This is a genomic window from Xanthomonas sp. CPBF 426 (assembly GCF_903989465.1).
GTDB classification, from domain to species: domain Bacteria; phylum Pseudomonadota; class Gammaproteobacteria; order Xanthomonadales; family Xanthomonadaceae; genus Xanthomonas; species Xanthomonas euroxanthea.
On sequence record NZ_LR861805.1, the window covers coordinates 1,046,034 to 1,066,900 of the forward strand.

Here is a 20,867-nt window from a genome sequence, read left to right on the forward strand (position 1 = left end):
CAAGCATAGAGGCTGGCGGGCGTGTTGAGGTGCGTGCACGCTGCGCCCGGCGTACGGCAGACAGCGTCTGCGTGTGCCAGGCGACCGTCGGTGCGGCACGAGATGCGCCATCGGCCAACCGGGACCGGAGCCGGAACTCACCGCCGCACCGCAGCTTCGGACAGTGCACCCGGCTCCGCCGCTCAGCCCGGGATGAACGGAAACACGATCTTCAGCAAGCCCTTCAGGCCACCCTCGGCAGTGCTGGCCACCGCCTTGGCGCCGAGGCTGTTGAGTGCGCGCCGGACATCTTCCCAACGCAGTTGCGCGATGTCCTTCTTCAGCAGATCCGCCACTTCCTCTGCCGTGGGCGTGAGCTTTTGCAGTTCGCGCACGGTGGCCTGCGGATCCGGCTGCAGATAGCCCCAGCGCTCGGCGACTTTCAGCAGCGTGTCGAAGCGCACCGCGACCACTTCGCGATTGCGCTCGTACACCGGCAAGGCACCGACATCCAGGATGGCCTGCTCAAATTGCTGCGCGTCATCGGGGTGTTCGATGCGCACCGCCAGAAACCCTTCCTTGCGGCTACGTTCGCTGACGTGCTTGGCACCGGAGCGCAGGTTGTCTTCGGTGAGCACGTTGGCGACGATGCGCTGCATCGCCGCGTCGCCTTCCTCGGGCACCAGCGAGCGCCAACGCGCATAGCCGTCGCGACGCAATGCCTTGACCTTGGCCGAGGTCACCCGCAGCTGCAGCGCGACCATCGCGTTGGAGCTGTTGCGCGAGATGGCGCCATCGCGTTCGAGCAGCACGAAGATCAGCAATTCCAGGTCGCGCTTGGTCAGCGACTGGAATCCCTGCAGCAGGGTCAGGCGCAGGAATTCGTTGCCGAAGGCGGCCGCGTCCTTGAGTTCGATCGGTTGCATGGGGAGTCCTCCACGGGTGACCTGCAGGATGCCAGCGCGCTGTTGCGCGACCTGAGAACCGTTGCGACGCGCGCAGCAGTTTCAGTGTCCGGTTTCGCGCCCCGGGCGATCGGACCTGAACGTTTCAACTGCGCCACGATCCTGCAGGGTGACGAACACTTGTTTGCCATCGCTGCCGCCGAACGCCACGTTGCTGGCCTTGCGGCCCTTCAACGCGACCGTGCGCAGCAACGTGCCCTGCGGCGAGACCACCGCGATCTGCCCGGCATCGTAGCGGGCGATGTAGAGATTGCCGTCGGCATCGCAACGCATGCCATCCATGCCGAAGTCCGGGAAGCTGATCAGCAGGCGTTTGTTGCGCAGGCCGCCATCGACGCGGTCGTACACCCAGACCTTGCGCGACATGCTTTCGTTGACGTAGAGATGCTTGCCGTCGGGGCTGACGTCCAGCCCGTTGGGCGTGGTCATGCCCGACTCCATCAACTGGACCACGCCCTCGCGGCTGATGTGCCACAGGCGGCCGCTGTTGTCCTTCCAGTTCGGGTCGCTTGCATAGAAGCTGCCATCGGGCGCAAGCGCCAGGTCATTGGGACCATCGGCGTCGGGCAGCGAGGCGAAGGTGCTGACCGCACGCGTGCGCAGGTTCACCTGCAGGATCTTGTGGCCGGTGAAATCGGCCACGTACATCGTCCCGTCGCGGAAGCGGATGCCATTGCCGGTGCTGCCGTCGGGCAAGGTCACGAAGACCTCTGCCTTCGCGCTGCCATCGACGTGCAGTGCAATGCGCGCGATGGTGCCGTCCTTGCCCAGATTCACTGCATACAGCGCGCCATCCGGCCCTGCCGCAGGGCCTTCGGCATTGTGGGTGAAGGCGCCATCGCCGATCAGGTCGCGCGCAACGAAGGGCGCATCGTCAGCGATTGCCAGCGAGCTGGACAACAGCAACGCCAGGGGCAGGAAACGACGGCGGGCGACAGCGGTCATGCGGCATGCTCCAGATGGGATCGTTGCCAGTGTGCCAGAACGCGCGCAGCGGCCATGGCGGTGATCACGCACGATCAAGTAATGTGCCCGGGCAGTATTGGCCGACCAGCGACCAACAGCACCACTGCGCCCATCTGCGGGCAGTGCGATTGGGACGTGGTGCGGCATGTATCCACTGACACTCCGGTGCGCGTGCGTCGTCATCGACTGATGACCGCACGCGATGGTGTCAGCCGCTCTCAATCTTGCGAAGGAGGTTTGCATGTCCGTGGAATCGATCACACGTCGCCGTCTGCTTGCCGCGTTCGGCGGTGCAGGCATCCTGCTGGCTGCGCCCGGCTGGGCATTGCCGAAGAAAAAGCCGGGCAAACCGCTGAATGTGGCGCTGGCCGGCCTGGGCAGTTATGCCAGCGAGCAACTCGCGCCGGGCCTGGCGTTGACCAAGCATTGCAAGCTGGCGGGCATCGTCACCGGCACGCCCTCGAAGATTCCGCAGTGGCAGGCCAAGTACGGCATCGCCGATCGCAACGTCTACAGCTACGAAAACTTCGACCGGATCGCCGACAACGACGACATCGACGTGGTGTACATCGTCACGCCCACCCACCTGCATGCGCCGCTGACCCTGCGCGCGGCGGCGGCCGGCAAGCATGTCTGGTGCGAAAAGCCGATGGCGATGCATGCCGGCGAATGCGAGGCCATGATCGCGGCGTGCAGGCGCAACAAGGTGGCGCTGGCGATCGGTTACCGCATGCAGCACGAACCCAATACGCGCCGCCTGATCGCGATGGCCAGCGAGAAGCCGTTCGGCGCGATGCAACGCGTGCGTGCCGAGGCCGGGTACAACGGCTATCACGATGCGACCAAGGCCGATCGTCCGTGGCGCTTGCGTTCCCAGTTCGGCGGCGGGGCGATGTACGACATGGGCGTGTATCCGCTCAATGCCGCGCGCTACACGGCGGGCAGCGAACCGTTGGCCGTGACCGCCAAGCGCTGGACCGATCGCCCGGAGCTGTTCGATGAAGTCGACGAGCATATGGACTTCACGCTGGAATTTCCGAATGCGGTGCGTGCCGAGTGCAAGACCAGCTTCGGCAAGAACATGAATGTGCTGCGCGCCGAGTGCGAGCGCGGCTGGTATGAGTTGTCGCCGTTCCAGAGCTACCAGGGCGTGACCGGCAAGGCCAGCGACGGGCGCGTGTTCGACGCCAAGGTGCCGCACCAGCAGGCACTGCAGATGGACGAGGACGCGCTGGCGATCATCAACGGCACTCCGCTGCGCGCACCCGGCGAAGAAGGCCTGCGCGACATCCGCATCGTCGATGCGATCTACCGCTCGGCCCGCGAGGGCAGCAAGCGGATCGTGCTGTAATCGCGGCCCGCTCCGTCGAGCGACGGAGCAGGCTGGGCCTGATCTGAGAGAGCAGACTGGCTCAAGCCAGCTTGCCGCCACCAAGAGCTAAAAAGGCCTTCGCGTACGAGGAGGCCTTTCAATCCGACGCTGGAGCACATGCCGTGCCGTCGTGCGGGACCAGCGCCTGCTGCGAGCCGTACGCCTACTCAGGTGCTCTGCATGGGCCCCAGGAGTGGTGCCGATGCACATCGGCACGCTGCCACTGGCCAGTACCACAGCAATTCCGCCGCCAATCACCCGCCTTTACGATTCCCGATTCCCGATTCCCGGCTCCTACGATTCCCCAATCCCGATTCCCGATTCCCGGCCCTCAGCCCCGCATCGCCAGCACCGTGATCTCCTCACGATCGTGATACAGCTGCTTGGCACGCACGATCAGCGATTTTTCGGCCTGCTGTTCGAACAGGTCCAGGCATAGCCGAGTTTCGTCCCAGCGCTTTTTCATCGGCAGCTTGAGGTTGAAGATGGTGTTGCGGCACCAGCCTTCGCGGATCCAGGTGGCCATGCGTTCGGCCACGCGGCGCGGTTGCTCGACCATGTCGCAGACCATCCAGTCCAGCGCCTGCGCAGGCTTCCAGTGAAAGCCGTCGGCACGCAGATGTTCGACCAGGCCGGTTTCCAGCACATGCTCGCGGAGCGGGCCGTTGTCGACGCTGGTGACATGCAGGTGCTGGCGGGTGAGCACCCAGGTCCAGCCGCCGGGCGCCGCGCCCAGATCGGCGGCGCGCATGCCGGGCTTGACCAGCGTCTCGCGTTCTTCCGGTGTGAGCAGGGTGAGCAGGGCTTCGTCGAGCTTGAGCGCCGAGCGCGATGGCGCCTCCGGCAACAGCTTCAGGCGCGGAATGCCCAACGGCCACGGCGCGCTGTCGGCACTGTCGGCCACCGCCAGCAAGGCATGGTCGCCATCGAGAAAGCAGACATGCAGCCGCGCCAGGCGCGGCTGCGGTTTGTCGGTCAGCAGGCCGGCCTTGCGCAAGGCCGGACGCAAGGCATTGCCGAAACTGCGTGCCAGCCCGGCCAGCGGCTTGCCCGCGTCCGAATCCGGGTGTTCCACCCACAGATCGCCGAAACGCGGCTGGCCTTCCAGTGCGGCCAGGATCGGCGTGATGCGGTCCTTGGGGTCGATGCCCTTGAGTTCGGCGACCACCACCAGCTTCTGCCGCGCGAAGATCAGCTCGCGCCAGTGCAGCCTGGTGGCCAGTTGCGCGGCCTCATCGCAGACGAACAGCACATAGCCGTCGTTGCGCTGGGTCCGCGCATAGCCGGCGATGCCGACGAAGGCGGCGCGCGCGCTCAACTCGGCGGCCAGCTCCGGCTCGAAGCCCTGGCGGCAGTAACACAGCAGGCCGCTCATCGCAGGGCCTGGCGTGCGCGATCGCTGCGGGGCAGGTCAATAATGGTCACCGCCGCCCTCGCCATAGGTGCGCAACACCGCGCAGGCCTGGTCGCGATGCACGTCGCGCACCACCTCGATGCCGCGACGGGTGAGCTCGCCCACCCAATCGGCCGGCAAGGGGCCTTCGTCGAATTCGGTCAGCGCCATCACGTCTTCGGCGCGTGCGCCGATCAGCAGGCGGTCGATGCCGGCCCACACCGTGGCGCCGTAGCACTGGCAGCACGGCTGCGCCGAGGTGGCCAGCGTCACCGGCGACAGCACATCGTTCAGGCGCGGCGTCTGCAGGCGTTGCTGGGCAAGCATGTAGGCCATGTTTTCGGCGTGCGCCAGCGAGGTGGTCTGCGGCACCACGCGGTTCACCGCCGCGGCGATGATGCGGTGGTCCGGGCCGAACACGACCGCCCCGAACGGGCCGCCGCTTCGCTCATGCACGTTCATCCGCGACAGGTCGATTGCCAGCGCCACCTTGTCCTCGTCGCTGGGATAGGCGCGGCTGTCGTCGACATGCGCGTGGATCCAGTCGGGCAGCGTGAGGTGGACTTGCGCGTAAAGCATCAGTGGACCATTTCTGTAGAGGGGGGAGCGGGGCGCAGTGTATCGGCCTGGGCGTCCTTTGCGGCACATTGCCCGGCCACGCACTGGCAGGCGCTGATCTCGCGGAAGCCGCACACGCTCATCATGCCGCTGGCCTGGCATTGCGCCTGCACGCCCTTGGGGTCGGTGGCACTGTTGACGTTGACGCAGGCCGGAAATGCGCCGCAGCAGTTGCCGACGTTCTTCACCGTGCAGTCGGCGTCGGTGCGACAGGTGGTGGTCACGGTGATCGGCTTGCCACTTGCCGGACTGGTTGCCGAGCCGGTCGCTGGAGGCGGCGTGGCCGTATCGGCCGGCGGTGCGGCGCAGCCGACCGACACCAGACAGGCCAGCAACAGCATCGAGCTCAGACACCGGGACAAAAGACGGGACATGCGGCCGCTCCGATCAGGACAGGTGAGCGGCCATGGTAAGCCCCTGCTGCGTGGAGTGCGGCTGGACCTGGGCCCCGGCACACCTCCGGGGCGCCGGGGCCTGCGCGCGTTGCGCCCGATGGCGCCGGCTGTGGCTGGCGCGTGGCCGGAACACGCCTGCAGCGTCGGTGCAGTCAGCGCTGTCTGCGCAGTGCCCGGTTGCAGCGGGTGGCAAGGTCCAGTTGCTGCATGCTTTCGTCGCGGCGATCGCTGGGCAGATCGTCCTCAGACCGGCCCGGAAGCAGCGTGCAGAACACCTCGGCCGGGGTCACCGCGGTCGAGGCGGGTGGCTGCGGCGAGCAGGCCGCCAGGCCGATCGACAGCGAAAACACCGCGCTGCGCAGCGTGTTTGCAGGCGGGCGGGAACATGGTTGGGGGAGGCACATGGCGACGTTCCTGACGGACACAGCCTGCAATCTAGGCCGCTGCGCGCATCAGCCGCCGGCGTCATTTCGCTTCCGCATGCAGTGCTGCGCACCACAGCACGCCGACCAGCAGGCAGGCGATGGCGGCCAGCTCCAGCGGCGTGGGCAGGCGCATTTCCCAGGCAAAGCCGTACAGCAGCGCAAAGACCGTTTCGAACACGATCATCTGGCCCACCAGGGTCAGCGGCAGCACGCGGCTGGCCCGGTTCCACAAGGCGTTGCCGATCACCGAGGCCAGGATGCCCAGCAACAGCGAAATGCCCCAGAAACCCGCCCAGTCGATCGGCGCATGTGGTGCGCTGCCGAGCAGGGCGGCCGGCGCCAGCAGGAGTGCCAATGCGCCGGTGACCACGCCAGTCAGCAGCGACCAATCGCCCCCGGACAGGTCCGGCCGCCGTCGTAGCCAGCGCGCATTGCCGATGGAATAGGCCGACCACGACGCCAGCGCACCGAACGCACAAAGCAGGCCGGCGATGCGGGTGGCGCGATCGCTGGCGTGGTGACCGGCATCGTGCTGCAAGGTGTCCAGGGCGACCAGCGCCACGCCGATGACGCACAACACGCATGGCGCAGCCAGGCGTCGCAGCTGCACCGCGCCTGCGGCACGCGTGCCGATCACGGTGACCACCACCGGCAACAGGCCGATGATCAGCGCGGTCGCCGCGCTGCCGGCCCACTGCACCGCGCTGCCGAGCAGCACGTAATAGATCAGGTTGCCCAGCAGGCTCAGACGCACCAGCGCCCACCATTCGGCCCGCCCCAGCCGTGCAGCGGTCTGCCGCGCGCGCGGTGCCAGTACCAGGGCGGCGACCGCGCCATAGGACAGATAACGGGCAACGGCCAGTTGCAACGGCGTAAATGCCGCCAGCAACTGCGGCGCCAGAAACACCAGTCCCCATAACGCGCCTGCACCGATGCCGCAGGCAACACCGACCATCAAGCGCTCACGCATCGTGCTGCTCCTTCATGCCATGCGCCCTGCAATGAAGTGCGGCACGCAGTCTCCATTGCGCTTGTTCATTACTTCAAAAGACACCGCGCTGCGGTGGCTTCGCGCTGCTTGCCTGATCTGCGGTGACAGCCATCAGCGGCCGATCGCGCCAGCCAGGCCGGCTTGGCTGCCTGACGCCATATCCGCGCCGGATGGCTGTCCCCCGGCGCGGTTCCGACTCACTTGGCCCAGGTGTCGCGCAGGGTCACGCTGCGGTTGAACACCGGCGTGGCAGCGCTGTGGTCGCGGCGATCGGCCACGAAGTAGCCGGTGCGCTCGAACTGGAACGACTGCTCGGGCACCGCCTGCGCCGCACTCGGCTCCACATAGCCGCGCACGCTGCGCTTGGACTCCGGGTTGAGATAGTCGCGGTAGGTCTTGCCTTCGGACTCGTCATCGGGCTTTTCCACCGAGAACAGGCGGTCGTACAGGCGGATTTCCGCTTCCACCGCATGTGCGGCGCTGACCCAATGGATGGTGCCCTTGACCTTGCGGTTGGAACCGACCATGCCCGGACGCGATTCCGGGTCCAGCCAGCCGCGCAGCTCGACGATCTCGCCCGCAGCGTTCTTGAGCACTTCGTCCACGCGCGCAATGCCGGCGCCGCGCAGGCGGATCTCGCCACCGGGCACCAGGCGCTTCCAGCCCTTGGGCGGAACCTCGGCAAAATCCTCGCGCTCGATCCACAGCTCGCGCGCGAACGGCACTTCGCGCGTGCCGAAGCTGTCGTCCTTGGGATGATTGGAAAACTGCAGCGTCTCGGCGTGGCCCTCGGGCAGGTTGGTCAGCACCAGCTTTAGCGGGTCGACCACCGCCATGCGGCGCGCCGCGGCCGCATCCAGATCCTCGCGCAGGCAGCCTTCCAGCACCGAGAAATCGATCAGCGAGTTCTGCTTGCTGATGCCGACCCGGTCCACGAACAGGCGCATCGCCGCCGGCGTATAGCCGCGCCGGCGCAGGCCCTGCAACGTGTACATGCGCGGGTCGTCCCAGCCATCCACCAGCTGTTCTTCCACCAGCGCGGTGAGCTTGCGCTTGCTCATCACGGTGTAGTTGATGTTCAAGCGCGAGAACTCGATCTGGCGCGGCTTGGCGGCCTCGCGCGGCAGGCCCTTGTCCAGCAGCGGCTGCAGCAGCTCCGGATGTGCGGCCAGGTCCACCTTGTCCACGCACCAGTCGTACAGCGGGCGGTGGTCTTCGAATTCCAGCGTGCACAGCGAATGGGTGATGCCTTCCACTGCATCGCCCAGCGAATGCGCGAAGTCGTACATCGGGTAGATCGGCCAGGCGTTGCCGGTGTTCTGGTGCTCGACATGCTTGATGCGGTATAGCGCCGGGTCGCGCAGGTTGATGTTGCCGCTGGCCATGTCGATCCTGGCGCGCAGGGTGCGCGCGCCATCGGGGAATTCGCCGGCCCGCATGCGCCGGAACAGGTCCAGGCTTTCCTCGACGCTGCGCTCGCGAAACGGCGAATTGCGGCCGGGCTCGGTCAGCGTGCCGCGGTACTCGCGTACCTGTTCGGCGGACAGGTCGCAGACGAAGGCATGGCCGTCGCGGATCAGTTTTTCCGCAGCCAGGTAGTACACCTCGAAGTAGTCCGAGGCATGGCGCAGCTGCGCCCATTCGAACCCCAGCCAGCGCACGTCGTCCTGGATGGCGACCACGAACTCGGGGTCTTCCTTGGCCGGGTTGGTGTCGTCCAGGCGCAGGTTGCACAGCCCGCCGAATTCGGCCGCCAGGCCGAAATCCAGGCAGATCGCCTTGGCGTGGCCGATATGCAGATAGCCGTTGGGCTCGGGCGGGAAGCGGGTGCGGATGACCGTGTGCTTGCCGCTGGCCAGATCCTCGCGGACGATCTGGCGGATGAAGTCTTTCTTCTCCGCCGGGGCGGTGGCGTCGGTGGCTAGGGTCTCGGACATGCGCGCATCAGCAATAGGTAAACCGCAAGTTTAGGCGGTGGCACCGGTTTAGGGGTAGGCGGCGGGGATGTTGCGTGGTGGGCCGGTGCTTTCCGCTGTGGCGTGAAGCGCCAGCAGGCCCGTTGGCCGGTGCCACCAACGCCACCCGGTGGGGCCATGGGCCTGCTCAAGTCCGCTATTGGCTGCAACATGTGGCTGTCGGCGAGACGGTCGCGCCGGTGGGTGAAGGCGCGCCGGGAGCGCCCGATCGGCCACGGCTGGCGGTCGCCGGCCCCGACGCGTACGCTGCGCCGACCTTCTGCAGCGAGCAGCGCATGCCTTTGCCCCGCCTGGTGATCGGCGACAAGACCCTGTCTTCCTGGTCGCTGCGCCCGTGGCTGCTGCTGCGGCACTTCCAGGTACCGTTCGAAGAAGTCCGCCTGCCGCTGGACACGCCCGAGTTCCAGGCGCGCATTGCCGGTTATTCGCCGACGCGCAAGGTGCCGGTGCTGTGGGACGACGCCCTGCATGTCTGGGACTCGCTGGCGATCTGCGAGTACGTCAACGAGCGCTGGCTAGACGGTCGCGGCTGGCCCGTGGACCTGGCCGTGCGGGCGCAGGCGCGCGCGGCTGCGGCTGAGATGCATTCGGGCTTCGTCGCGTTGCGCACCCAGCTGCCAATGAACCTTGCTCGTCAGCCCGGCCCCGCCCACTGGGACGCGGCCGCCGAGCGCGACATCACCCGCATCCAGGCGCTATGGGCCAGCCTGCGCGCCGCGCACGGCCATGCCGGGCAGTTCCTGTGTGGCGACTTCGGCATCGTCGATGCCATGTTCGCCCCGGTCGCGTTGCGTTTTGCCAGCTACGGCGTACCGCTGTTCGAGACTGCCGGGGATTACCTGGCCGCGCTGGATGCGCTGCCGGCACTGCGCGAGTGGACGCAGGGCGCCGAGCGCGAACGCCTGGAGCGCGGTTGACATGCAGATCGCGTACCGCGCCAGCCACATCATCGACGCGCACCTGGCCAAGCACGCGCTGGAAGATGCCGGCATCACCGCCTTCGTGTTCGGCGAATCGCTATTGGGCGGTGCCGGCGAGCTGCCCGCCTTCGGCGTGCTGCAGGTCTGCGTGGCCGACCTGCACCTGAGCCAGGCGCAGGCGGTGCTGGCAGACATCGGCCTGTGCGGCGAGGTCACCCGCGCGCTCTAGCGCAGCACCAGTCGTAGGAGCGCACCGGGGCGCGACGGGCGTTACCGGGAAAGCCTCGTCGCGCCCGGGTGCGCTCCTACGCTGGTAGGCGCTCGGGATTGATGGCGCGCATCATCCCGGCTGATGCTACCCGTTGGCGGCCCTCGGTCAGTGCGGCGAGGCCACCCGCGCTGTAGCGCAGTACCAGTCGTAGGAGCGCACCGGGGCGCGACGGGCGTTACCGGGAAAGCCTCGTCGCGCCCCGGTGCGCTCCTACGACGTGCACCCATCATCCTGGCTGACGCCACCCGGGCGGCGCGGCCTCCGGCGCCGCCAGCGCCCGCAGGCGTTTGAACAGCACGTTGGTTTCGGCCACGTTCCAGACCCGTAGCGCGACCTCGAAGGTGTCCAGCGGCTTGGTCAGAAAGTCCTTGGCACCCAGGCCCAGGGCGCGGTGGCGCGCGCTGCGGCTGGGGTCGGCGGTGAGCACGATCACCGGCAGGAAGTGGCCCGGATCGGACAGCCGCGCCAGTTGTTCCAGCAGCGCGTAGCCGTCGAGCTCGGGCATCTTCAGGTCCAGCAGGATCAGGTCGGGCGCGAATGCCGACACCAGCCCCATCACCCGCAGCGGGTCGGTGGTGGCGATGACCTGCTGGAAGCCTTCGCGCTGCAGCAGGTCTTCGAGCAGCCGCACATTGGCCGGCTCGTCGTCGACGATGAGGATGCGCGAGCCGAGGATTTCGTCGCGTGTCATGCCAGTAGTCCGTCGATCACAGTGAAGAATTCCGCCACGTCGAGCGGCTTGGTCAGATACGCACGCACGCCCTGGTTACCGACCCGCGCCAGGGTGGCGGTGGTGGCATCGGCACTGATCACCACCACCGGCGCGCCGGCCGTGGCCGGCTGCGCCTGCAGCTCGCGCAGCAGGTCTTCGCCGCTGCCATCGCTCAGATGCAGGTCCAGCAGGATCAGGTCCGGGACACCGTGCTGCAGCAGTTCGCGCGCCTGCGCCAGGCTGGCCGCCTCCAGCAGCTGCCATTGCGGGCGACGTTCGCTGAGGGTGCGGATCAGGGCCTGGTTGGACGGGTTGTCCTCGATGCTCAGCAGCCGGCACACGCCGCTGCCCGTGTTACTCGGCGGCACGCTGGCGCGCGCCGGCTCGCGGCGCTGCGGTTCGCCCTGCGGCAGCGCGATCCAGAAGCGTGCGCCATCGCGGCTGCTGTCCACGCCGATGCGCCCACCCATCGCCTCGATCAGCCGCTTGCTCAGTGCCAGGCCCAACCCGGTGCCTTCCACCGCCGAGCGCTCTGCACCCAGCCGCTCGAACGGCGTGAACAGCCGCTCGATCTGCGCCGGCGTCAGGCCCGCGCCCTGGTCTGCGACCGTGATGCGCACCTGCTCGCCATCCGGCTGCGCGCTCACCTGCACCTGGCCGCCGGTGCGGTTGAACTTGACCGCATTCGACAGCAGGTTGAGCAGCACCTGGCGCAGCCGCTGCGCATCGGCGCGCACCGTCCACGGCCCGTCGATGGCCGCCGGTTGCAGCGCGATGCCGTGCTTGTCCGCGTCCGGCGCGATCAGGCCCAGGGCCTCGTGGACGGCCGCACGCACCGAGATCGGCTCCGGGCTCAGGTCCAGTTGATCGGCCTCGATGCGCGCGATGTCCAGCAGCTCGGTGATCAGCCCCAGCAGGTGCCGGCCGGCGCCGAGGATATGCTGCAGATGACGGCGGTGCCCGGGTTCGGGCAGATCCATTTCCAGCACCTGCGCATAGCCCAGGATCGCATTGAGCGGCGTGCGCAATTCGTGGCTGCTGCGCGACAGGAATTCGGTCTTTGCGCGGTTGGCGGTTTCCGCCTCGCGCCGCGCCAGTTGCGCTTCGGCCGCACGTGCGGCGAGCAGCTCGCTGGCCTGGGCCAGGCGCTGACCGACCTGGCCCAGCTCATCGCCGGCACGCGGCTGTGGTGCCAGCGGCAGGCCTTCGCCCAGCCGGTCGGCGTTGGCGGCCAGCGTGCGCAGGCGCCCGGAGAGCGCCGAGGCAAACCAGGCCACCGCAAACACCGCGCCCAGGCCGCCGAGCATTGCCGCACTCAGGGTGATGATCAGGTTGCGCTGGCGCAGCCCTTGCGCCTTGGCGGTACGCACCTGCAATTGCGCGGTTTCGTAATTGCGCAGTTCGCGCAGTTCGGCACGCAGGATGTCGAGCTTGTACTTGCCGTCCCACAGCTGGCGGATCTCTTCCTCGCGGCTCAGATCCGGCGCCAGCAGACGGCGCCAGCCCTGCATCTTTTCCGCAAACAAGGGCTTGATGCGCGCGAACCGCTGCGCCTGCCCCGGGTCGGTGATGCGTTGCGACAGCCGCTCGGCCACCCGTTGCAGGCGCGGCTCGGCATCGCGGTACGGGGTGAGGAATTCATCGCGGCGCACCAGCCGATAGCCGCGCACGCCGGCTGCGGTTTCGGCCAATAGCGCATGGGCTTCGTACAGATCGCTCAGCACTTCCAGCGTCTGCCGCACATCGTTTTCGGCAGCGATGTTCTGCCGCTCCACGCTGTAGATCGCCATCAACGCAACCGCCAGCAGCAGCAAGGGCAGGGTCACCACCGCCAGGCTCTTGCGGGTGATCGGCCAATCGTTCCAACGCACCGCCACTGCATTCATAGCGCGAGTCCGGCTTGGACCGCGTACACCGCGGCCTGGGTGCGATCTTTTACCTCAAGTTTCTGCAGGATTCGCTCCACATGCACTTTGACCGTGCCGGGAGAAATCCCCAGTTCAGCTGCCAGGGTGGCATTGGTGAGGCCGCGCGGCAGCAGTGACAGCACCTGTTTCTCGCGCTTGCTGAGCGTACCGAGGCGGTCGTCCTGCACCGGCTTGCGCCGACGCGTGGCGAGCGGTTTGGCCGGTTCGGCCACCATCGCCGGCAGCAGCAGTGCGAAGGCCTGCAGCGCCTGGACGTCATCGTTGCCGGGGGCGGGACGGTTGTCGTTCCAGGCCACGCACAGCATGCCGAGGGTGCTGCCCAGCGCATGGATCGGCATCTTGGCCTCGCGGATATCGGCCGGGCGCGGCGGCATCAGCCATGCGGCCTCATGGCTGTCGCCGGCCGCGCTGGCTCCGGGCGGCAATGCGCGGCCGCGGCTGGCCAGCACCTGCGCGCGCGGCCCGCGCTGGGCCAGCACCGCGCCATGTTCCAGGCCCAGCAACAGCAGCACCCGGCCCAGCACCGCGTCGCAGGCCTGCTCCGGCGTCTGTGCCTGGCGCAGCGCCACCGCCGCCTCCCACAGCGCCTGCCAGCGTGCGCTATCGGATGCCTCGCGTCGCAGCGTCAGGCGCCAATCGCCAGCGTTGGTAGGGGTTTCCATAGGTTCGCTCTAGGCCGATCAGCATATTTGAGTATATGCCACCCGGCAGAATTGTTGGGGCCGCTTGGTTTCGATACTGCGCTTGCCCGATGAGGCACCCCCATCCACCACACGGAGATTTCCCATGCGTCGCACTCTGTTCTCTCTGGTTCTGGCTCTGGCTGCCACCCCGGTGCTGGCTGGCGGCGTGATGCACTACACCGACAAGGCCACGTTGCCGGCAGGCGGCGAAGAACGCGAAGTCGCGTCCCTGTTCGACACCTGGAACGCGGCGCTGGCCACCGGCAATCCGGACAAGGTGGCCGATCTGTATGCGCCGGACGGCGTGCTGCTGCCGACCGTCTCCAACGAGGTACGCGCCTCGCGCGCGCAGATCGAAAAGTACTTCGAGATGTTCCTGACCAAGAAGCCGCAGGGCGTGGTGAACTACCGCACCGTGCGCGTGCTCGATGACGACAGCGCAGTGGATGCCGGCGTCTATACCTTCACGCTGACCGACAAGGACGGCAAGAAGAGCAAGGTGCAGGCGCGTTACACCTTCGTGTACGAAAAGCGCGACGGCAAGTGGCTGATCATCAACCACCACAGCTCGGCGATGCCGGAAGTGGACACCGCCACCGCCTCGTTGACCAGGAAGTGATGCCGCATCGGCCGTAGTGGCTTGAAAGCCGCTACGGCCGGCGCCATCCAGCAGGCAATCCTCACGATTGCGGAGTTGCACCATGCTGGGAATCGGCGCTTTCAAACAACGTATGCCACGTCCGGGCGAGGCGTTACCCGGACGCGAGCAGGCACTACCGCTCCACAACACCCACCTGATCAACGGCCATCCGTTGCGCGGGGAATTCACCGGCCTGGCCCAGGTGCAATTCGGGCTTGGCTGCTTCTGGGGTGCAGAACGCAAGTTCTGGAACCTGCCAGGGGTGTACACCACGGCAGTGGGCTATGCCGGCGGCGAAACACCCAACGCCACCTACGGCGAAGTGTGTTCCGGGCAGACCGGCCACACCGAGGCGGTGTTGGTGGTCTATGACGCAGAGAAGGTGTCGTTCGCGCAACTGCTGCGCACGTTCTGGGAAAGCCACGACCCCACCCAGGGCATGCAGCAGGGCAACGATGTGGGCACGCAGTACCGCTCGGCGATCTATTGCACGACACAGGCGCAATACGACGCCGCGCTAGCCAGCCGCGATGCGTACCAGCAGCAGCTGGACGCCGCCGGGTATGGCGCCATCACCACGGAGATCCGTTTCCCGGCGCCCACGTTCTATTACGCCGAAGACGATCACCAGCAGTATCTCGCCAAGCATCCCAATGGCTATTGCGGGCTTGGCGGAACGGGAGTGAGCTGCCCGATCGGGCTGGATGCCTGACGGAAAGGCGGGCCGGATTGAAGCGCTGTCATCCACGTGATCGTGGCGGCGTGCCGATGGCCAACAGTGACCGGCAGCGTTCTCACGATCAGGCAGCGCATGGGAGTGCATGCCAGGCAACTCGAATGGCTACGTCGGAGACGACGTGGCCATCTTTTTGTGTGGGGCGTACGCAAGACGCGCCGGCACCGCTGCGGGTGGCCGAGCGGCGAACCGGCCCGGCGGATCATTGCGGTCAATCCTGACGGCCAATCGGTGCAATGGATCGGTGCGGCGACCCGCTCCATCCAGTCAGCGCAGCCAATGCGCCGGGTGCGACTGAATCCGCTGGATCAGACGAACTCGCCGGCGAACATGCCGCGCAGTTGGGCCAGCATGTCGGTGCGTTCCGGATGCAGCAGTCGCATGCAGGCAAGCGCGAAGCCGACCGGGCTGGTGCCGGGTGCGGTGATCACGCCATCGGCGGTCACCACCTTTTCGTGCCGGTATTGCGCAGCACCGGCGTAAGGCACCACATGTTCCTGCAGGAAAGCCAGCGCGTTGCTGGTATGCGCGCGTTCGTCGAGCAGGCCGGCATAGGCCAGGGCGATGGTGGCACCGCAGATCGCGGCGACCGGGCGCTGATGCTGCACGCGCTCGACCAGCAGGCCGCTCAGTCCGGGGATTTCGCCGGCTTGCCAACGCTCGCTGCCGGGCAGGATCCACAGATCGGCATCCAGCGGCGCCAGATCGGAGAGGGCGAAGTCCGGGGTGATGCGCAGCCCGCCGATCGACTGCACCGGCTGACCATCGATGCTGGCGATGGCGACCTGGTCGCCGAACCATTCGCGCGCCGCCGGCAGGACGATGCCAATTTCCCAGTCGGCCACGCCGTCGACCATCACCACTGCAATGTTTGCCATTGTCCGCTACGCCAGTTGAGGAACCCGGATTCTAGGCAGTGCGGGTCGGGCGGGTGTAAGCGATGTGTGGAGAGCGACGTCGATGCGCGCACCGATCAGACCAAACAGACGCTTGGCAGCCCGGCGGCGGCCGCGCAGGCGTCAACATGCCCGCACGCTCAGCGATGCCCGGCAAGGCCACCCTTGGCCGGATGCAGTTCCCGCGCCAGTCTCGCACGCCGAGCCGGGCGAGAATGGCCGCGGTGGAACGGGCGTATTCGCCTTCGAGAAAGCCATCGATCGGCCGGCATCGCCACGCGTCGTGGCGTCAGCATGTCGCGCAGCCAGACGATGCAAACCAAAACGCCTGAAGCCAGGAGGCTGCAGGCGTCGTCGGTGCGACCCGTGGCGCTGCAATCAGCCGGCGAGCTTGTCGGTGATGGTCTTGCGCAGTGCCTGCAGATCCTTGGCGAAGGCGTCGATGCCGCTGGCCAGCTTTTCGGTGGCCATCGGGTCGGCCGCCAGATCGGTGGCGAAGCGGTCGCTGTCGATCGGGGTGATCTGCGCGTTGTCGGCCTGCGCAGGCGAGAGCTTGCGCGTCAGCTGGCCGTGTTCGGCATCGAGCTTTTCCAGCAGCTCCGGCGAGATGGTCAGGCGATCGCAACCGGCCAGCGCTTCGATCTGCGCGGTGGAGCGGAACGAGGCACCCATCACCACGGTGGACGAGCCACGCTGCTTGAACTCGTTGTAGACCGTGCGCACGAACACCACGCCCGGGTCTTCGTCGATGCTGGCCGGGGTCTGGCCCTGGGCGACGTAGTAGTCCAGGATCCGGCCCACGAACGGCGAGATCAGGAACACGCCGGCCTCGGCACAGGCCAGCGCCTGCGAGCGGTTGAAGATCAGGGTCAGATTGCAGTCGATGCCTTCGCGCTGCAGCTGGCGGGCGGCTTCGATGCCTTCCCAGGTGGCCGCGATCTTGATCAGGATCTTGTCCTTGGACACGCCACGCTCGGCATACATCGCGATGAACTTGCGCGCCTTGGCGATGGTCGCCTCGGTGTCGTGCGCCAGGTCGGCATCGACCTCGGTGGAGACACGGCCCGGCACCAGTTCGGCCAGCTTGACGCCGACACCGATGGTGAGGCGGTCGGCCACTTCGTTGACGGTGGCGGTGCGGTCTTCGCCGCCATGTTCGCGGCCCCAGGCCAGTTCGCGCTCGATCAGATCGGCATACACCGGCAGGTCCAGAGCCTTCTTGACCAGGGTGGGATTGGTGGTGCAGTCGACCGGCTTCAGACGCTTGATGGCGTCGTAGTCGCCGGTGTCGGCAACGACGACGGACAGGTCACGCAGCTGGGCAAGCTTGGAGGGAGATGCAGTCATGCGGGTTCTCTCGAATCGTGGAACGGGTCGTGGATAGGACGCAGCGCGCTACGGTAGCGCGCCTGGCGTGGGAAGTCAGGCGCCGGCCAGCGCATGTTGATCGTGCACGGCGCTCACGCGCAGACGCAGGTTGCGCCCGTCGGGCGTGCGCCAGTCGATGCTCTGGCCGACCGACAGGCCGAGCAGCGCACTGCCGACCGGCGCAAGCACCGAGATGCGGCCGTGCTGCACATCGGCCTCGTGCGGATACACGAGGGTGAGCGTATGCCGTTCGCCATGCAGCTCATCTTCGCAATCGATGCGGGAGTGCATGGTGACGACATCGCCGGGAATCTGGTCGGGCGGCACGACGCGTGCACGGCCCAGTTCGTCACTCAGCGCGGTGGCGGCCGGGTGCTTGTTGAATGCGGGGGAATCGAGCAGGGCCTCAAGCCGGGCGAGGTCATGGCTGGAAACCAGGATGGACGGCGGCAAGCCGCTGTGGTGCTGCGAAGTCATGGCAATCTCCTTGACGACTACCGCTCGCCGACATGGTGAGCGTCACTCACCAGATGAGGGCGCCCCTGCCCGATCGCAATGCATGGCGAGATGGGGCAGCGCATGCCACCGTTGAGGCCGGCGCGGCACCGCGCGTTTCGGGCCGTGGCCAGGGATCAGGCAAGCGCGGCAATGCGTCAGCACACGCCGCGCGCGTCAGCGCCCTGCGACGGGATGGAGTCCGTCGCACGTCAATGACGCCGCAGCTGCCGGCCGTGTCCAGATGCATCACATCGTCACCAGCGGCCAAACAAAAAACGACGCTTGCGCGTCGCTTCTGTCCACTAGCAAGTGAAAACGCATCACGCCAAGCAACCGCAGCCGTGACACGATCCCCGAATCCCGAATCCCGAATCCCGATTCCCGATTCCCGATTCCTAGGCCGCAACCGCCTTGGGACCCGTCGCCGGCTGGTCCAGCGTAAACAGACTCTCCGGCAACTCCTTGAACAACTGCGCCAGCTGCTCCAGGAACGCGGTCATGGCCGAGCTGCGGCGCCAGGCCATGGCGATGCGGCGGCTGGGTTGCTTGTCCTCGCGGAAGCGGATCAGGCGGATGTTCTCCGAGCGTGCTACCGGTGGCTTGACCGCCAGCAGCGGCAGCAAGGTCACACCGACGTTGGCGGCCACCATCTGGCGCAGCGTCTCCAGGCTGGTGGCCTGGAACTCGGACTTTTCCAGGGCGCCGGCAAGATGGCAGACATCCAGCGCCTGCTCGCGCAGGCAGTGGCCATCTTCCAGCAGCAACAGCCGCTGCTCGGACAGATCGTCCAGCGTCATGCTGTCATGGCGCGACAGCGGATGACCTTCCGGCACGGCCAGCACGAAGGGTTCCTCGAACAGGAATTCGGCATGCAACTGCTCATCCTGCAACGGCAGCGCAAGCAGCGCCGCATCCAGGCGGCCTTCGCGCAGCTGGTGCACCAGCTGATCGCTCTTTTCCTCGATCAGCAGCAGTTCCAGACGCGGGAAGCGCTCGCGGATCCGCGGCACCACATGCGGCAACAGGTACGGCGCCAGGGTGGGAAAGATGCCCAGCCGTACCGTGCCCGCTTCCGGATCCTGGCTGCGCCGCGCGGCTTCCTTCATCTGTTCCACTTCGGCCACGATGCCGCGTGCGCGCATCGCCGCCTCGCGGCCGGCCGGGGTCAGCATCACCTTGCGCGGTGCACGTTCCACCAGCGGCACGCCGAGCTCGTCCTCGAGTTTCTTGATCTGTGTGGACAGCGTCGGTTGACTGACGAAGCACGCCGTCGCTGCACGGCCAAAATGCTTGTGGTCGGCCAGGGCGACCAGATATTTCAGGTCACGCAGATTCATGTGCAGCAGCCCTCATTGCGGTGACGGGGGACGCCTGGAGCGTAGCGCCCGGCCGGGCCGGGCGCTGACTCGAGTGCGCTTACGCAGCCTGGGCGACGTTGTCGGCGCTGACCGGTGCGCTGGAGCGGATCAGGTGGTCGAACGCGCTCAACGCAGCCTTGGAACCTTCGCCCATCGCGATCACGATCTGCTTGTACGGCACCGTGGTGGCGTCGCCGGCCGCGAACACGCCCGGAACATTGGTCTGGCCGCGATCGTCGACGATGATCTCGCCGCGTGGCGACAACGCAACCGAACCCTTGAGGAATTCGGTGTTGGGCAGCAGGCCGATCTGCACGAACACGCCTTCCAGATCGACGTGCTGAATGTCGCCGCCGGTGCGGTCCTTGTAGACCAGGCCGGTGACCTTCTGTCCATCGCCCAGCACTTCGGTGGTCTGCGCACTGGTGATGATGCGCACGTTGTGCAGGCTGCGCAGCTTGCGTTGCAGCACTTCGTCGGCGCGCAGCTTGTCGTCGAACTCCACCAGCGTGACATGCGCCACGATGCCGGCCAGATCGATCGCGGCCTCGACACCGGAATTGCCGCCGCCGATCACCGCCACGCGCTTGCCCTTGAACAGCGGGCCATCGCAATGCGGGCAATAGGCCACGCCCTTGTTCTTGTACTGGTCTTCGCCCGGCACGTTCATCTGCCTCCAGCGCGCGCCGGTGGACAGGATCACGGTCTTGCTCCTGAGCGAGGCGCCATTGGCCAGCTTGATCTCGATCAGGCCATCGGCACCGGCCGGGATCAGCTGCTCGGCGCGCTGCAGGTTCATGATGTCCACGTCGTATTGGCGCACATGCTGCTCGAGCGCGGCAGCCATCTTCGGGCCTTCGGTTTCCGGCACCGAGATGAAGTTTTCGATCGACATGGTGTCCAGCACCTGGCCACCGAAACGCTCGGCGGCCACGCCGGTGCGGATGCCCTTGCGTGCGGCGTACACGGCCGCTGCCGAGCCGGCCGGGCCACCGCCGACCACCAATACGTCGAACGCGTCCTTCGCAGCGATTTTTGCGGCATCGCGCTTGGCCGCATTGGTATCGAGCTTGGCGACGATCTGCTCCAGCGTCATGCGGCCCTGGTCGAACAACTCGCCGTTCAAGTACACGGTGGGCACCGACATGATCTGGCGGGTTTCTACCTCGTCCTGGAACCACGCGCCATCGATGGCCACGTGCTTGATGCGCGGGTTGAGCACGGCGGCAAGGTTCAGCGCCTGCACCACGTCCGGGCAGTTCTGGCACGACAGCGAGAAATAGGTCTCGAACTGATAGTCGCCATCCAGATGCTGCACCTGCTCGATCACGTCGGCGGCAGCCTTGGACGGGTGCCCGCCCACCTGCAGCAGCGCCAGCACCAGCGAGGTGAACTCGTGGCCCATCGGCAGGCCGGCAAAGCGCAGCGAGATGTCCTGGCCGGGCGTGGTCAGCGCGAACGAAGGCTTGCGCTGGTTGTCGTCGCGGTGGATGTCCAGGCTGATCTTGTCCGACAGCAGCACCAGGTCCTCGAGCAGGTCGAGCATTTCGCGCGAGCCGGCGCTGTCGTCGATCGAGGCATTGATCTGGATCGGCCGCGTGACCCGTTCCAGGTAGGCGGTCAGCTGGGTCTTGAGGTTGGCATCCAACATGGAGAACTCCTGGGAATGGGCAAGGGGAGGGCGTGGCGTCGCTGCGGTGGGGCAGGTCGCCGGGGGGAGGGGATGAACCGCAGCCGGCGCGATGTCGGGAATGCGTGCTGGCGATGGCTGGCGGGC

20 protein-coding genes and 1 pseudogene are annotated in these 20,867 nt (G+C 66.9%); 5 read left to right on the forward strand and 16 right to left on the reverse strand.

Features of this window, described 5'->3' with window-relative positions:
- Positions 1 to 182 precede the first annotated feature (182 nt).
- Positions 183 to 905, reverse strand: a complete 723-nt coding sequence (locus H7A87_RS04340) for a hypothetical protein (RefSeq protein WP_104560559.1) — start codon at positions 903 to 905, stop codon at positions 183 to 185.
- Positions 906 to 986: 81 nt separating this feature from the next.
- A complete protein-coding gene (locus tag H7A87_RS04345; protein ID WP_115676188.1) occupies positions 987 to 1,889 on the reverse strand; it encodes an SMP-30/gluconolactonase/LRE family protein in 903 nt (300 codons plus the stop codon).
- Between the two features lie 262 nt (positions 1,890 to 2,151).
- On the opposite strand from H7A87_RS04345, the gene H7A87_RS04350 reads away from it, so the two are divergent.
- On the forward strand, positions 2,152 to 3,261 hold the full coding sequence (locus H7A87_RS04350) for a Gfo/Idh/MocA family oxidoreductase (RefSeq protein WP_115676190.1): 1,110 nt from the start codon (positions 2,152 to 2,154) through the stop codon (positions 3,259 to 3,261).
- A gap of 352 nt (positions 3,262 to 3,613) precedes the next feature.
- On the opposite strand, the gene rlmM is transcribed toward H7A87_RS04350, so the two are convergent.
- The 6 genes from rlmM to H7A87_RS04380 form a co-directional block, all read right to left on the reverse strand.
- Positions 3,614 to 4,657: a 23S rRNA (cytidine(2498)-2'-O)-methyltransferase RlmM gene (gene rlmM, locus H7A87_RS04355; protein WP_104585023.1), complete on the reverse strand. Its 1,044-nt coding sequence runs from the start codon at positions 4,655 to 4,657 to the stop codon at positions 3,614 to 3,616.
- 36 nt (positions 4,658 to 4,693) lie between these two features.
- Positions 4,694 to 5,254, reverse strand: a complete 561-nt coding sequence (locus H7A87_RS04360; protein WP_104585025.1) for a nucleoside deaminase — start codon at positions 5,252 to 5,254, stop codon at positions 4,694 to 4,696.
- The gene (locus H7A87_RS04365; RefSeq protein ID WP_104585027.1) at positions 5,254 to 5,667 is read right to left on the reverse strand and encodes a hypothetical protein; all 414 of its coding nucleotides are present in this window, start codon (positions 5,665 to 5,667) and stop codon (positions 5,254 to 5,256) included. The genes H7A87_RS04360 and H7A87_RS04365 overlap by 1 nt, the downstream gene beginning before the upstream one ends.
- 173 nt (positions 5,668 to 5,840) lie before the next feature.
- Positions 5,841 to 6,092, reverse strand: coding sequence for a hypothetical protein (locus H7A87_RS04370; RefSeq protein WP_126946864.1), 252 nt, complete (start codon positions 6,090 to 6,092; stop codon positions 5,841 to 5,843).
- Positions 6,093 to 6,153: 61 nt separating this feature from the next.
- Positions 6,154 to 7,083, reverse strand: coding sequence for a DMT family transporter (locus H7A87_RS04375; protein WP_104649468.1), 930 nt, complete (start codon positions 7,081 to 7,083; stop codon positions 6,154 to 6,156).
- A 218-nt stretch (positions 7,084 to 7,301) separates the two neighbouring features.
- Positions 7,302 to 9,041: a glutamine--tRNA ligase/YqeY domain fusion protein gene (locus H7A87_RS04380; RefSeq protein ID WP_119129667.1), complete on the reverse strand. Its 1,740-nt coding sequence runs from the start codon at positions 9,039 to 9,041 to the stop codon at positions 7,302 to 7,304.
- Positions 9,042 to 9,355: 314 nt separating this feature from the next.
- Between H7A87_RS04380 and H7A87_RS04385 the strand changes: the two genes are divergently transcribed.
- Together H7A87_RS04385 and H7A87_RS04390 are read left to right on the forward strand one after the other, a co-directional pair.
- Complete coding sequence (locus H7A87_RS04385) at positions 9,356 to 9,997, forward strand: glutathione S-transferase family protein (RefSeq protein ID WP_104585084.1); 642 nt, start codon at positions 9,356 to 9,358, stop codon at positions 9,995 to 9,997.
- A gap of 1 nt (position 9,998) precedes the next feature.
- Entirely contained in the window at positions 9,999 to 10,229 is a 231-nt protein-coding gene (locus H7A87_RS04390; RefSeq protein ID WP_039409981.1) for a DUF2007 domain-containing protein, read from the forward strand.
- Between the two features lie 268 nt (positions 10,230 to 10,497).
- Here H7A87_RS04390 and H7A87_RS04395 read toward each other — a convergent pair whose 3' ends face one another.
- The 3 genes from H7A87_RS04395 to H7A87_RS04405 are packed head-to-tail and all read right to left on the reverse strand — an operon-like array spanning position 10,498 to position 13,573.
- The gene (locus tag H7A87_RS04395) at positions 10,498 to 10,962 is read right to left on the reverse strand and encodes a response regulator (RefSeq protein ID WP_119129668.1); all 465 of its coding nucleotides are present in this window, start codon (positions 10,960 to 10,962) and stop codon (positions 10,498 to 10,500) included.
- The gene (locus tag H7A87_RS04400) at positions 10,959 to 12,869 is read right to left on the reverse strand and encodes an ATP-binding protein (protein WP_119129669.1); all 1,911 of its coding nucleotides are present in this window, start codon (positions 12,867 to 12,869) and stop codon (positions 10,959 to 10,961) included. The genes H7A87_RS04395 and H7A87_RS04400 overlap by 4 nt, the downstream gene beginning before the upstream one ends.
- Entirely contained in the window at positions 12,866 to 13,573 is a 708-nt protein-coding gene (locus H7A87_RS04405) for a response regulator transcription factor (protein ID WP_104585039.1), read from the reverse strand. Before H7A87_RS04405 ends, H7A87_RS04400 begins: the two co-directional genes overlap by 4 nt.
- Before the next feature lie 124 nt (positions 13,574 to 13,697).
- On the opposite strand from H7A87_RS04405, the gene H7A87_RS04410 reads away from it, so the two are divergent.
- Positions 13,698 to 14,213: an SgcJ/EcaC family oxidoreductase gene (locus tag H7A87_RS04410; RefSeq protein WP_119129670.1), complete on the forward strand. Its 516-nt coding sequence runs from the start codon at positions 13,698 to 13,700 to the stop codon at positions 14,211 to 14,213.
- An 82-nt stretch (positions 14,214 to 14,295) separates the two neighbouring features.
- Positions 14,296 to 14,946 (forward strand): peptide-methionine (S)-S-oxide reductase MsrA, encoded by a 651-nt coding sequence (gene msrA / locus H7A87_RS04415; protein WP_104585043.1) that lies wholly within the window; start codon positions 14,296 to 14,298, stop codon positions 14,944 to 14,946.
- A 332-nt stretch (positions 14,947 to 15,278) separates the two neighbouring features.
- On the opposite strand, the gene H7A87_RS04420 is transcribed toward msrA, so the two are convergent.
- From H7A87_RS04420 to ahpF, 5 genes and pseudogenes are all read right to left on the reverse strand, one after another.
- On the reverse strand, positions 15,279 to 15,848 hold the full coding sequence (locus H7A87_RS04420; RefSeq protein WP_104585045.1) for a type 1 glutamine amidotransferase family protein: 570 nt from the start codon (positions 15,846 to 15,848) through the stop codon (positions 15,279 to 15,281).
- A gap of 396 nt (positions 15,849 to 16,244) precedes the next feature.
- Positions 16,245 to 17,213 carry a transaldolase gene (gene tal / locus H7A87_RS04425; RefSeq protein WP_119129671.1) on the reverse strand — a complete coding sequence of 323 codons (969 nt, stop codon included), beginning with the start codon at positions 17,211 to 17,213 and terminating at the stop codon, positions 16,245 to 16,247.
- Between the two features lie 56 nt (positions 17,214 to 17,269).
- Positions 17,270 to 17,711: pseudogene (gene rnk, locus H7A87_RS04430) on the reverse strand (nucleoside diphosphate kinase regulator); the annotation flags it as partial.
- A 416-nt stretch (positions 17,712 to 18,127) separates the two neighbouring features.
- The gene (locus H7A87_RS04435) at positions 18,128 to 19,069 is read right to left on the reverse strand and encodes a LysR substrate-binding domain-containing protein (RefSeq protein ID WP_024940621.1); all 942 of its coding nucleotides are present in this window, start codon (positions 19,067 to 19,069) and stop codon (positions 18,128 to 18,130) included.
- A 79-nt stretch (positions 19,070 to 19,148) separates the two neighbouring features.
- Positions 19,149 to 20,741 carry an alkyl hydroperoxide reductase subunit F gene (gene ahpF, locus H7A87_RS04440; RefSeq protein WP_104585049.1) on the reverse strand — a complete coding sequence of 531 codons (1,593 nt, stop codon included), beginning with the start codon at positions 20,739 to 20,741 and terminating at the stop codon, positions 19,149 to 19,151.
- Positions 20,742 to 20,867 lie beyond the last annotated feature (126 nt).